Consider the following 13,781-nt stretch of genomic DNA (forward strand, 5'->3'; position numbering starts at 1 on the left):
AAATTTGTTGACAAATAGCGCCGGGGGTGATTATGAAATTTCTGGATAAGGAAAATACTTTCTATAAAAACAGTGATATTCTATCTGGAGCCCTTCCCATTTTTTGTTTTTCTGAGGGATGGGAAAAGTGGCCAGAAAATGAATATAACCATGTTATCTAGGGGGAACTGCAACCATAATATCTAGTGGGCCAAACCTTTCTTTTGGAAATGTCGGTTATGATAGAAAACCTTACTTATGACAATTTTAGCTACTTCTATTTCTATCTGTGTATAGAGGTAGTCTCCAAAAAGGATGATTGGTATCGAGATTATGCGATGTTTGATCCGGATTGGCAAAAGAAAATGCCTTCTTAGCCAGGTTTTGTATGTGCCTAATCTCCTTTATCATGAGATACCCTGCTAGTTGTCGGGGAGGATAAAAGGCTCTGTAAATTATTGAATGGTTGCTTAACTATTCAAATCGATCTTGATGTAGAAGAGAGGGGCATTGTTGAATGGATAACGGTAGAGGGCAAGATGCTGAAGTTCCTTGTTCGGCAGCAAGTGTATTTACCGAGGGGGGAGAGTATGAAATTCCTGAGGAATATGACTATATTTATTTTTTTATATACAACTATGTTTAATTCATTGCCTGTCGGTTTTTCCCAGGAAAAAAAGGTTAGTTTCTCCTTTAACTTAGCAACTGAAACAGGTTTTTCTTGGGGATCGGTTGAAGAATTGGTGTATCAGGAAGGTCGGCAGATTAGTCGTTTAGTATGGGATGTTCGGTGGGTTCCCTCCCTCGGAATAAAAGGGGTACTAAAGTATTGTTGGCTAATTGGAATAGTAGAGGCTTCCACGGCGTTCCCTATTCGCTCTGGGGCTCTGAAAGATTTTGATTATCTTCTCGAAGATCCTACCAAACCCAGTCACTATTCCTGGCACGAGGCCTATCTTGATAAAGATATGTGTCTAGGGTTCTCCTTAGGACTACAACTGCCTCTGGGGGAGATATGGGTGCTTGTTCCCCGCGTGGGAGTTACCTATCAAAATCGGAAATGGTCAGGTCAGAATGGATATCTGCAATATCCCAACACTGGTTATTGGACGGGAAATGAAAGTCAACAATCGGTAGCAGGTACTGTTATTAGTTATGAACAAGCCTTGTGGTATCCATCGTTGTCCCTTGCTGTGGAATGGTTAATTTCTAGCCCCATAGGTTTATCAGTTCTCGCGACTTGGATTCCCTATCTGGAAATACAGGCCCTGGATAATCACTTCATCAGGAACCCGCCGGTACAGTTTTATGATAGATTACTCAATGGGATGGGTATTGAAGGGGAAGTTAAGCTGTTTTGGTATAATGAGGAGAAATATATCTCTAAGGAATCCTGGTATATGAAATTGGCGTTCCGTTCGTTTTCTGTTATGGGGACTACCTCAAGCCGTACGATAGGACTTGGAGATGGAACCTTTATAAGGGATTCTTCTTATACGGCGGGTAGTCGGGAAATAATCTGTTTTTTGACAATTGGGTTTCTTAAATAATTTGGTTGCGGACCAGCTATAGAGATACTTTAGTGACATGGTGTCTTGGGGGTACCATGTCTGTTTACACATCACAAAAATAAAAAATTAACTTGACAATTTTTACAGAGCCCTTTTACTCTATTAATGAAAGCCAAAAAGCTGCAGCCTGGCTTAAAAAAGAATGGAGGTCTTCTATGTACAAAAGGTTTTTTAAAGCCCTAAAAGGGCTAATGGTGTTATTTATTTCCTTCCTTCCTTCCTTCCTTTTAGGATCCTGTGCCTTTCCTTTCATGGGGGATGGACAGAATATCGGTCTTAATCCAGTATCAACAGAATTCCGCTCCATCTCTCAGAAAGGTTATATGGGAGGAAGTGTGATCTATAATCCCGAGGATCCTGCCTCTGGGCATCTATGTTCGGGGGCGACCCTCGCGATAAGACTGGGGAAGATCGATACAAAAGTTGCTGCTGATGGAACATTGATTTCAGAAGATAAACCCACGGAAGCGCAGTATGGAGTGCTTATTATTCGCTCAATTAGTAGAGAGGGGGTATCATTTACCACAAGACTGTATGATGCAAAAGGGGTAGAACTTGGTGAGGGGAGTTATCAGCTCGCGAAGAATGAAAGGGTAGATATTAACGGGGATGGTAAACCGGATATAACATATGCGTCGCCGATACAAAAGCGTCCAGGCATGGAAAATGCGGTGTATCTTACCTTTATAAGCGATCAAGATGAAGAATATACCAGTATGTTTGCCATATTGCCTGAACAATATAGTCGTGGAGTGTATCCGAGCGGAATTATTGGTGTGAATCCAGCGGGAAAATTTATTATCAGCAAGTATGAAGGAACCAGTGGAAACCGATCAGTGGTTCTGGGGGTTGTAAATGGTGATTATGTACTTGATAATACTACTGGTAAGTACCAACGGGTATGTAGGTCGGTTGTAAGTCGTAGAACTAGGACCATCGATGAGGAAGAATTGGAGAGTACTTCTCAAGAGGAAAATTTTTATTTTGTTGAAAGCGAATTTAATGAATTAGTAACACCATTAAATTTGTTTCAGAGTCTCCCGGAAACAGTACAAAGTCGTGTGCAGATACCTGTGAGTGATAATCTCAGTGCTCTTACCGCTTTAAATCAGTTACTTAAAGAGCGGGATCTAGTAAAAATGATAGCTTACGAAACGGGTGAGATTCTGGATGTAGAAGTAGCTACTTTCGTCGCTGATACTTCGGCCCTTTCGGAAAGGGAACTGGTTGCTCTGAACCGATTGTATCTTGCACATAAGTACCCTGCGAACTGTCCACAAAAAGACGGCGGTAGTAATGATATTACTGAAATTCTTCCACTTTTTAGTGTTTCTTTAGGCTCTTCAGAAGGAGCTATAAGTCCTGGAACAAATCGTGCCGCCACTTATACAGATTACCAAAGCCAAAAAGCTGCTTTGCAGGCCAAATTTAATTCTTATAGTAAGGTCCCGATATTGCGAGAAACTTACGAAAATTTACTTGAATATGTTACCCAAAACCAGAATATCCCGGATTACTTGGGTAATCTGGGGCTAGACTTTGGTATTAAGGGATCTTTTTCCATAACTTTTTCTAATGTGAATGCGACCTTTGATTGCGCATTACGTTTGCTTGCTGAAAACATATTTACCCTTAATAAAGGGTATTCGGTGAGCCTTATTGGAGGAAATAAAAATATTCAACTTAATTTCCCTGTACCTGTGGGACCAGTATCTATTAATCTGATACTTAAAACTGGTATTGATGTGCCTCTTACGGTTAATAGCGGTGGGTCTTTCTCAACAAATATGTTCTGTGGCTATAATGGGCTCTATGGAGCAGGATTCCGCGTGGGCGCAGATTATGGGGTAAATTGGGTAAAATGGTTTAAGGTGTTTTGGACGTGGGTATATCGCCCAGAGATCTACTTCTCGCCTTACGCAAACGGAAGTTTTGTTAATGAAACAGTATATTATGTTGGTCCCCAGGATCCGAACCTACAGCCAACAAGTTTAAACGTTACAGGCGCTTCTGTTTCTATATATCCCTCTTTAAGCCTTGGTGCCGGCATCGGAGTTTCAGTATTGCAAACTACTCTTGAAGTAGAAAGCGGTTTGGATACCAAAGCAACTATCACGGTACAGGATGCAATCTCTATGAGGACCAGCATCGACCTGGTCGGAAAAGCAAAAGTTGTTCCTGCACTCTCTATCGTGTTGCCATTTAATCTTGGTAGAAAAGATTTTTCATACCCTATAGTGCTCGGAGAATACCGGAAAAATCTGTATAATGCGATAGTAATGTATTAAAAGCAAAAATATTTTGGGCTTTCTGCATCTCCCAATGCAGAAAGCTCTGGGGAGGTAAAAGTATGAAGGGATTTGAAAAAAGAGTGGTACTATCGTTGGGCGGAGCTCTTCTGAGTGGAATGGTGTTGCTTTCCTGCAATTCCATAGGATATGGAAGAAGGGTAGATCAGGTAGGAGACCATTCCTTTCCTGCAGCGGGAGCAGTAGTAGATAATGGAGAATTGAAGCTAGAAATTCTTAAAGAGACAATGAGCCAATTTGATGTAAAACTAGAAGAACACCAGATTCTTTGTAAAGGAAAAATCACGAATTCTGATGCAAAGCCTTTTTCTTCTGAGTTCTATGAAAAGACATTTAAGAAATATATCTTTGATGGGAATATAATAACCGGTAATCAAAATGTTTTTATAAAAGAATTACCTTTTGTTACTGCCGCTGATAACAAACCAAAGGGGTATGGAGAGCAAGGGTATGGGGAAAAACGGGTTTGGTTCAATTTTTCTTCGGTCAAAGAAACCAATTTCTCTATAACCTATCATAAGTCTCTGGATAATTATAATACCATTCCCAAATATCCGGTGGAACTCGCAACGATTACCATACAAGGCCGTCCGTATACGGTCTATGCGGTGTATGAACCGCTCTATGAAACAGTCCCCTTCTTTGGTAAAGGGCCTTCTTCCAATCCGTTGAGAAATATGGATAGTGACCTCCGACAGTTAAAAAATAACGACCAGAAATACCAAATTGTAAATAGCGACAAGAAGACCATAGCGGAGGTTTACAAACACAGGTATCAGCTTTTTGATACCGGAGATCCGGTAGCTATCAATGACGGCGCCCTCTGTGCTGGGCTGGTGTATACCATTATAAATGTAACCTACACTCTTGAAACAAGTCCTCAGTGGTACAAATAATTAGGTTACAGACCAGCCGTAGCTGTCTTTGAATGATAAGTGCCTTGGGTACACTTCTCTGTTCACGGACCAGAATTTTTTGGCTCTTCCTGGGAAAATGGGTGGTGCCTGTGATATAAGAGAGGGAGAAAATGCCCCTGCATGAAAATCATCGAAAAGGTTACCTGGAGGGAATGAATTCAGCCCATAATTCAACGGGGCTTTAAAAAACACGATAGAAATTTAGAGGAGAAAGGTCTATGGAAATTATAAAAGGTTTTTCCCCACAATTTCTCTTAAAAAATAATCATGGGTCTATCGTTTTATGGAGTATAATTCTTTACTTTGTTCTGATGGGGTATCCTCTTTCTGTAAGAGCTCAGGATACTACCAGTCCTCGAGGAGGGGGTTCTGCGAAAATAAATTCATCCTCGGAGCCGGTACTCTCTGTGGGAGTTTCACCGGCGAGCCTCATGTCTTTTGTGGCCCCATTCTCTGAAAATGGGGTGTCCCTTGATCGGGTATGGCTTTCTCTCGCGGTTTCCGTGGGGATCGATGCAAAAGAATACAGCCTTGGTTTTGCAAAGTATCCCCATTATGTGAGTCTGATGGGAGAGCAGCGATTTTTCTTTTCCTCAGATTTTTCCGGTTTCTTTTATGGCCCCTTTGTTTCCCTCGATATGCTTACCCTTACCCTGGATGATTCCCGTCTTCCGGCCTATACGGTTAGCGCGTATGAAAAAGAGCAGTACCATGTTGTAGGACTTCGGGTCGGGGGAGCCTTGGGATGGCGGTTTCGCTTTTCTTCGGTGGCAATAACCCCCCGTCTAGGGCTTGCAGTTCCCCTGTTGTATCTCTGGGGGCTCGAAAATACAACCTCCGATGCCTGGTGGACCATATACGGGGCTACTGCCCTCGCCCGGTCCGTAAGCCTCGGATGCAAAATAGATTTTTTCTCAAAGTAAATTACTCTGACTGGTTAATTATACAAGGTCTCAAGCCCTACCCTTGACACAAAAAAAAGGCCAATGGTAATATACAGCTGTTCTTATGGAGCAGCTGTGCAGGCTTAGGCTCTGTTAAGAAAAGCGCAGGCGATGTTCTTTCTTGAGGAAGGGATTGTATCCTCAGGGAAGAAAAGCCACGTAACATCCCCTGGTGGACGATTAACTCAGCGGGAGAGTGCTACCTTCACACGGTAGAAGTCACTGGTTCAAATCCAGTATCGTCCACCAGGGGATTTTTTTGTTTCCCCTTACTCTGGCTTATTTTAACAGAAACTGTTCCCATACCGAAGGTTCTACCACATCCTTATCGATTTCGGGATAGATTTGGGCTTCCCATCCACGTACGGGATAGAGCATGTTCCTTGTATTAAGATAGGCCAGGTTTTTTGATCCTGACCGAACCATGGTTCGGGGATCCCGGGTAAGCATATCCCAGGCCCGGGAAGATTCAGCATAGAGGGCCAGGGCCTTTGAAAGGAGCCCCTGGTTCCCCTGCTGGCTTCCCAGTTTCTCTAATACCACCCCCAGGTTATTCCAGCCCCGCATAAGCCGTTCCACCAGTTCCATATGTTCGGGCCGTTCGTTGGGGAGTAACAGCGGTATCCGTTGGCGGTCTGCCTCGAGCATGTCAATAAGGCGTTGATAGTAGCCTGCGGCAACGCTGTAGTTTCCCCGGTAAAAAGCGGTGTTCCCCATCGCAAGGAGAATCCGTCGATTCATTCTGTAATTGGAAGCCACCGAAAAAAAGTCCGCCATGGCCGCTTCGTATTGTTTCTTACTGTAATAAATGACGCCCCTTCGATATTGAATTTCCGGTGGAAAGTGTTGATTCGTCCTACTCTGTTCGTAACGCCGCAGGGCTTCGTCGTAGTTCCCGGAAACAAAGTAATGAATATCTCCTAAATCTGCATAGAGCCGTCCCATAGTGGGATTAGGATTCATAAGCCCCCGGGATCGGGCATCTTCATAGATACTAATCCCCTTAAGGAGACTATCCTGGGCCTGGATAAAGGCCTTTTCCTGGAGTTGAATCTGGGCAAGGCGGCGATAGCTGTCCACATGATACCCTATGCGGCGGGTATTCAATTCGGGGGCTTTTTGAAAAGCTTGAAGGGCCTGTTGGAGTACCGCTTTTTCGTTCCCCTGGGTTCCGTATTCATGGAGATACCGGGCTAAGTGGTAGTACCCTTCGGGAAGGGTAGGATCGGTTTTAATAGCCCGTTCCAGCACCTCCTTTAGTTCATCAATGTTACCGATGTTTACGTCGGGAACCGCCTCGGGGGGAGTAATCTTTTTATCTAAAAGATAGCCCCCCATTTCGGCAAGGGTAGGGGCGGTGATTTTAGTCCGATTCTCCATAAAATAGGCTTTAAGCCGGAGGGTTTCTGCCAGGTTGTCGGTCCGTACAAAATACAACAGCATCCGTTCCAGGAAGGGATCCTTTTTGCCGTGTTTTTCAATAAGACGGGCATAGGCCTTTCGGGCCTCTTCGTATCGTTCAGGAGCGATGGTCCCCCAGTCCAGGTTAATATCCCCCAGGGTCATCAATCCTTCCTTATCGTCTACCGAATAATAGAGAATTCGATCTCGAATGATCCGGTCCGCCTTGGCGTAGTTTACCAGGGTCTTCCATTCAAAATTGGCATAATCCAGGGCAACCTGTTTGTCCCGGGGATAATGGGCGAGCAGTTGTTCGTACTTTTCCTCTGCCAAGAGGAACTGTTTTTTTTCTACAAACTTATTTGCATAGGCATAAAACCATTTCTTTTTTACCCAGAGGGAACGGGCCTGATCGAAGGACTCGTTGGCCTGATAGTAGTTTCCTGTTTCAATGCGACTGTAGCCTTTTCGGTACAATTGTTCTGCCCGGAAGGGTATGTAAATGAAAGAATAGGAAAGATAGAAGATCGATGCGGTAACCAGAGTAATGAAGGTAAACAGGCCTGCCAGAGGAAGGACCCGATGGATAAAAATATAGCGGAAACTTGATTTCTCCGCCTCCAGTTCCTCGCCGGTCTTTTTTTCGTATCCCCGGGGAAGCGTGATGGTGCGGCCAAGGGCCCGATTTACCAGGGGGAGTATTTCTCGAGCGGAAGCCCCCCGAACGAGCATCTTTACCAGATTCGAAAGGAGCGCCGGTTCTACCACCTGTTCGGCAATGATTTCCTCACAGGCAATTCGTAAGTTGAGGGGATAGCTATCCAGGGTATTCTGGATCTTCTGGATGTCCTCGGCGCTCAGGGAAATTTCTTCTACCGGCTCTTCTCCGCCTTTCTTAGGAGCCCGCCGGGCAGTTGGAGGAGGAACAGCCCGTCCTGGGGTGCTTTCTTTGCCGTAGAGCTCATCAATATTGGGAAGGCTAAAATCTTCATCCCCCTCAAAGGACGCTTTTTCTGTTCCGGGGGCGGCAGCAAAGGTTTCGGGGGGTAAAGAAAAATCCGAGCCCAGTTCTGCCTCTCCTAACGAAAAACTATCAAAGGGGGCTTCCGGCTTTTGTTCGAAGGCGTCCCCCATTCCTCGTTCTGGTTTTTTCTCTTCTCCCGGTAGACTAAACCCTTCAAACTCAGGGATAGAAAAATCCATCTCCTCAAATGAGGAGGGAGAAGTTTTTTCTGGAGGTGTTTCCGAAAGAGAGGCTGCTTCCGAAATAGAGACCCCGGTATCCAGGGACGGCTGCGAAAGGGAAGGGGCTTCTCCCTCTGGCAGAGAAAAACCCGGTTCTTTGAAGAGAACCTGTTCAGTGTCAAGAGCGCCTTCGGAAGTATCGGGGATTTGCCCGGGAGCTTCCTCGAAAGAAGGGCCGCCTGTCCCTTCAAAAATATTTCCCTGGTCTCTTTCTTTGAAAGAAAGGGAAGAGCCTGGTTCCTCAGAGAAAAGATTTTCTTCTAACTGGGGGAGTTCAACCTGGGGAAACGTCTCGGCGGATTCGCCTTCAAGATGTTCCTGTCCCTGCATTTCGGTACCGGAGAGGGGGCTTTCTGGAAGGCCCCCCTCTTCGGGGAGAGAAAAACCATCAAAGGAAAACTCCTCGGGAAGGTTCGATCCTGTCTCGGAACTTTCTTCCGGAATGGTAAACGAAGGGGCTTCGCTTTTTTGGTTGGTGCGTTCCTGTTCAATTTCTTCGGCTAACCCCGAAAGAAGATCCGCCGGTATAGCGCCTCCCAGGTCTTCGTCCGGAGCAGGGGAGACCCCCCTTTCCTCTTGTGTATCTGCGGGAAATGTGGAAAAAGAAGCCGGGGAAGATGATTCTGCCTCTTCCTCCGGAATCGTCCCGGGCGGTGGAGCAGAAAAATCGTCACCCAGGCTTTCAAGAAAGGAACCAAAATCAAAGTCCGGCTCATTGCCTTCTTTTTCTTGTGCGCTGCCGCCGCTACCGTCCTCTGGGGGGGGGAAATCTTCCAGCCCGGGGGTGAGGGGCTCTCGGGAGGTCTCCCCCTCTGGGAAGAGATTCCCTTCCTGTTCTTCCCAATTAAGCGTCCCTTCGGCGCCCAGTAGATCGGGAAGGGGCTCCTCGGCCCGACTAGCTGAGAGAGGGCGGTCCGGTTCTTCCTCTTCCATCGGCAGGGGTTCCGTGTCAGGCAGGGCTAAATCTTCATAGGAGAGCCCCCGTTCTGCGAGAATTTCCGCCTCCCGTCCGATGTGTTGAAAGGAGTCTTTGAACTGTTTAAGATCCTGTAACGACGGCATATAAAGATATTGTCCTATTGGTCGACAATTGTAAAGAAGCTATGAAACATTTGCTGTGTGTTCTCCTTTGCGTTTCCTTTATATTCCCTCTTACGGCGCTGGATACGCAGTCCTATTCTTTTATCGACCATCTCCTCTCTATTTCTCAAGCGAAGGCCCCAGAAATTTATGAAGATGGGGTGATTTTTACCTTTCCTTCTACCTATCGAAGGGTAGGAATCGCCTTTGCCCATGAGGGCTATAGCAGGGTGTACTGGTTTAAGAAACTCTTAAAGCATGATGATATTCCCCCCGGGGCTTCTAAGAATCAAAGTGGAAATGACCTGGTGGGTTTTAAAGATTCGGGGATTCTTTTTTACGTCTATGAGTACCCCCGGGAGGTCCGGGAACTTCAGTATCGCCTGGTGATAGATGGACTGTGGCAGCGGGATCCCCTTAACCCGTTGTATCGGACCGATCCATCCACAGGGCTTGCCTACTCGGTGGTAACCTTACCCCCTCCTTCTCCGATCCGATCAACCTACGATGCTCCGGCGGGGAGTCTCCGATTCAGTTTTTCTGCCGCCCCGGGGGAAAGGGTCACTGTGGCAGGGAGCTTTAATAATTGGGATCCCTTTATGTATGAACTGGAAGAGGTTTCTCCCGGTTTTTACCTTTTGACCCTTCCCCTTCCCCCCGGGAAATATCAGTACGTATTTTTTTACCGGGGAGAACGGGTGCTGGATCCTAACAATCCCCGGAAGGTGTATACCCGGGATGGCCGTACCGCCTCTGAGGCGATAGTTCCCTAAAAAAAGAAAGTTCCCCTATACCGCATAGGGCGGATGGCGTCTGCTATCCTCCTGCCTAAGAAAAATCAGGGGGTTCCTGAGAAGGGGATAGTTGAATCCCTTTACGCTTATGAAGGTGGACGATGAGAACCGCTACGTCTCCCTGTCGAATGCCGGGGACCCGGGCGGCCTGTCCAACGGTTTGGGGCTGAACTTTACGGAGTTTTTCCCGGGCTTCGGCGGAAAGGCCCGGTAAGGTATGGTAATCGAAATCTTCAGGAATTTTCATGGCCTCCATTTTGGCAAGACGAGCGGCGGCCCGTTTTTCCTTTTCGATATACCCCGAGTATTTAATGTCCAGGTACACCCGTTCTATCCATTCAGCAGGATAGTGGGCAAGCTCAGGGACCAGGGGCTGAATGTGTTCTAATTGGACCAGGGAATTGGTAAGGGCCCGCTCAAGGGAGGCGCCGCTGTGGGGGCGAAGAACCTCTGGGAATTCCTTCCCCGTTGTTTCTTCATAATCAGCGGGGGAAAGGGGAACCTTTCGTTGCCTGAGGAGTTCCTGAATTTCTTCCAGGGTGGCTATCTTTTTCTGAAACCGTTCCCATCGCCGGTCGTCGACGAGCCCCAGGGCTCTGCCGTAGGGGGTAAGGCGGCTATCAGCCGTGTCGTGACGCAGCATCAGCCGATGTTCAGCCCGACTGGTGAACATCCGGTAGGGTTCCTTGGTACCCAGGGTCGTAAGGTCGTCGATAAGGACCCCGATGTAGGCTTCGCTCCGGCTTAGAATAAGGGGGGGGCGGCCCAGCACCTTCATGGCCCCATTAATACCGGCCATGATTCCCTGAGCCGCGGCCTCTTCGTAGCCGGAGCTTCCGTTGGTTTGGCCCGCCACAAAAAGCCCCGACAGCCGTTTTGACTCAAGGGAAGGGTACAGATCCAGGGGATCCAGGTAGTCATATTCCACCGCGTAGGCGGGCCGGACAACCCGGGCCTCTTCGAGGCCAGGCAGGCTATGGATAAAATCAAGTTGAACATCCTCGGGAAGAGAACTGGAAGCGCCGTTCAGGTACATTTCATTGGTTTCAAGGCTTTCGGGCTCTATAAAGATGTGGTGTCGTTCCCGATCGGGGAAACGAACCACCTTATCTTCCAGGGAGGGACAGTATCGGGGCCCGATACCGATGATTTTTCCTCCATACAGGGGAGAGCGGTGAATGTTCTGTCGGATAATCTCATGGGTCCGGGGCGTAGTGTAGGTAATCCAGCAGGGATGATGGGGGCGATCCAGAATGGTGTCGGGATCCACATCGAAGGAGAAGGGCCGGGGAGCCTCTCCATCCTGGCGTTCCAGGCGGGAATAGTCAATGGTCTCTCCCGCAATGCGGGCGGGGGTTCCCGTCTTAAGGCGTCCCACAGGAAAGCCCCGTCGGCGGAGGGCCTTCCCTAATCCAAGGGCGGCCCCCTCACCGAGCCGTCCCATGGGGGCCTCATACTCACCGATAAAGATTTTCCCTTCCATAAAAGTACCGGTTGCCAGGATTACCACCGGAGCGCCGATTCGATGACCCCGTTCGGTAAGGACCCCTTCTACCCGTTTTTCATCCGCCGAGACAAGGAGATCCACCACGGTATCCATGAAAATGTGGAGGTTTTTCTGGCTTTCTACTGCCCGGCGGGCGGCCATCTGATACCGGATTTTATCTGCCTGTGCCCGGGGAGCCTGAACCGCCGGACCCCGGGAACGGTTTAGCACTCGATACTGAATCATGGTGGCATCGATGAGTTTCCCCATCTCGCCCCCCAGGGCGTCAACCTCCCGAACCAGGTTCCCTTTGGAAAGCCCTCCCACCGCGGGGTTACAGGAAAGGGCCCCAATTCGATCGGGGTTCTGGGTGATGAGCAGGGTGCGTAATCCTAAGCGGGCGGCCGCAAGGGAAGCTTCGATCCCCGCGTGTCCCCCACCAACAACAATACACTGATAATCCATCGCTATTTCCCTACACAAAAACGACTAAACATGGTCTCTAAAATATCCGCGGTGGAAACTTCGCCGGTAATTTCCCCCAGCGCATCCACCGCTTCTCGAAGCAGGGGTGCAATAATGTCCAGGGGTGCCCCCTGACTATCCAGGGTAAGGGCCTCTTCTACCGCCCCCAGGGCCCGCTCGATAAGTTCTTTCTGTCGGGCCGACCCAATTCCGACGGATTGATTGCCCTTTTCTTTTGGTTCTACCCCGAGGAGGGTTACCATTCTTTCTGCAAGTTGGGGAATCCCCGCTCCGGTAAGGGCGCTTACGGCGCAGACAGGAATGGATTCCCAGGGAGTCCCGAGAAAGGACCGAAGCTCTTCGTCCTTCTGGTTTGTGAAAGGGACCCGGTCTTCTTTGTTCCAGACGATACAGAGCGGTACACCCTGACCCTTACTGTCTCTGGGGGCCCCACCTTGTTCAACGGACTTTTCCTGTGAGCCCTGAGCAAGGTGCCGGTACTGTTCCAGAAACAGCCGATCTTCCTCTGAAATACCCACGGTTCCATCAAGAACATACAACACCGCATCTGCCCGTTGCAGGATGGATTTGCTCCGGGCCACGCCTATCTGTTCTATGGGGTCCCGGGACTCCCGGAGCCCCGCCGTATCCACCAGTCGAATAGGAATCCCCTGGATGGCAATCCAGGCTTCGATGTAATCCCGGGTGGTACCGGGGATATCGGTAACGATAGAACGCTCTTCCCGTACCAGTTGATTGAACAGGCTCGATTTACCTGCATTGGGACGGCCCGCAATGGCGATAAGGGCCCCCTCGGTATAGAGCCGCTCCCGCTGGTAAGAACGGGCAAGGTCTGCAAGACGATGCCGGGCTTCTGTTACGGCATCCCGATCGGGCATGCGCCCCGCCGCCTCAAGCAATTCCGGGAGAGATTCCATCGTATATTCCCCTTCCTGGGCTATCAAAGACACGCCATCGTCTTCGGAATAATCAAGGAAGAGTTCGGTGGCGGCCAGGGCGGTCATGAGCGTTTCTTTTATGGAACGAATTTCCGCCTCGAGCTTCCCCAAAAGCCGGTCCACCGCATGGCCTCGGGCCTCGTCGGTCCGGGCCTGGACCATCTCGAGGACCGACTCGGCCCGGGTAAGGTCCAGTTTCCCATGGAGAAAGGCCCGAAAGGTAAATTCCCCCGGCAGGGCCTCCCGGAACCCCACGGAAAGCAGGGCCTGCATGACCGCCCTGGCCGCCGCATAGCCCCCATGGCACGAAATATCTACCCCATCCTCGCCGGTGTAACTGTGGGGGGCCCGGTATACCATGAGGAGCACCTCATCCAGTTTGGTGCCCCCTTCGGTCTGGATCCAGCCATGAAGGATCCGGTTCCCGGGGCTTGTTTGCAGACGGTCCGGTCGGGAAAACACCCGGGCAAGCTGGCGGATACAGTCTTTCCCGCTGGTGCGAATCAGGGTAAGGGCACTCTCTGCAAGGGGAGTCGCATAGGCTGCAATGGGTTGTTCATCCCCGTAGGTTGGGCGCTGCATAGGTACCGATGGAGCATAGCGAGAAAAGCCTATTTTTTCTAGTCCTGAA

8 protein-coding genes and 1 tRNA gene are annotated in these 13,781 nt (G+C 48.8%); 6 read left to right on the forward strand and 3 right to left on the reverse strand.

The genetic code is table 11. The annotated features are described in order from the left end of the window. The first annotated feature begins 569 nt into the window (after positions 1-569). From C5O22_RS12705 to C5O22_RS12725, 5 genes are all read left to right on the forward strand, one after another. The gene (locus C5O22_RS12705; protein WP_165910525.1) at positions 570-1,529 is read left to right on the forward strand and encodes an omptin family outer membrane protease; all 960 of its coding nucleotides are present in this window, start codon (positions 570-572) and stop codon (positions 1,527-1,529) included. Positions 1,530-1,705: 176 nt separating this feature from the next. After that, positions 1,706-3,838, forward strand: a complete 2,133-nt coding sequence (locus tag C5O22_RS12710) for a hypothetical protein (protein WP_132782401.1) — start codon at positions 1,706-1,708, stop codon at positions 3,836-3,838. 62 nt (positions 3,839-3,900) lie between these two features. Next, entirely contained in the window at positions 3,901-4,755 is an 855-nt protein-coding gene (locus tag C5O22_RS12715) for a hypothetical protein (RefSeq protein ID WP_132782403.1), read from the forward strand. Positions 4,756-4,994: 239 nt separating this feature from the next. After that, positions 4,995-5,699 (forward strand): hypothetical protein, encoded by a 705-nt coding sequence (locus tag C5O22_RS12720; RefSeq protein ID WP_132782405.1) that lies wholly within the window; start codon positions 4,995-4,997, stop codon positions 5,697-5,699. A gap of 195 nt (positions 5,700-5,894) precedes the next feature. Continuing rightward, a tRNA-Val gene (locus C5O22_RS12725) sits at positions 5,895-5,969 on the forward strand. Positions 5,970-5,999: 30 nt separating this feature from the next. Here the strand turns inward: C5O22_RS12725 and flcA are convergent. Then, positions 6,000-9,428, reverse strand: coding sequence for a periplasmic flagellar collar protein FlcA (gene flcA, locus C5O22_RS12730; protein ID WP_132782407.1), 3,429 nt, complete (start codon positions 9,426-9,428; stop codon positions 6,000-6,002). Between the two features lie 41 nt (positions 9,429-9,469). Here flcA and C5O22_RS12735 point away from each other — a divergent pair, with 41 nt between their 5' ends. Next, on the forward strand, positions 9,470-10,219 hold the full coding sequence (locus C5O22_RS12735) for a glycogen-binding domain-containing protein (protein WP_132782409.1): 750 nt from the start codon (positions 9,470-9,472) through the stop codon (positions 10,217-10,219). 55 nt (positions 10,220-10,274) lie between these two features. On the opposite strand, the gene mnmG is transcribed toward C5O22_RS12735, so the two are convergent. After that, positions 10,275-12,191 carry a tRNA uridine-5-carboxymethylaminomethyl(34) synthesis enzyme MnmG gene (gene mnmG / locus C5O22_RS12740; RefSeq protein WP_207895390.1) on the reverse strand — a complete coding sequence of 639 codons (1,917 nt, stop codon included), beginning with the start codon at positions 12,189-12,191 and terminating at the stop codon, positions 10,275-10,277. 2 nt (positions 12,192-12,193) lie between these two features. Continuing rightward, positions 12,194-13,732 (reverse strand): tRNA uridine-5-carboxymethylaminomethyl(34) synthesis GTPase MnmE, encoded by a 1,539-nt coding sequence (gene mnmE, locus C5O22_RS12745; protein ID WP_132782411.1) that lies wholly within the window; start codon positions 13,730-13,732, stop codon positions 12,194-12,196. Positions 13,733-13,781 lie beyond the last annotated feature (49 nt).

Source organism: Treponema sp. J25 (assembly GCF_004343725.1).
Classification (GTDB): Bacteria; Spirochaetota; Spirochaetia; order Treponematales; family Breznakiellaceae; genus J25.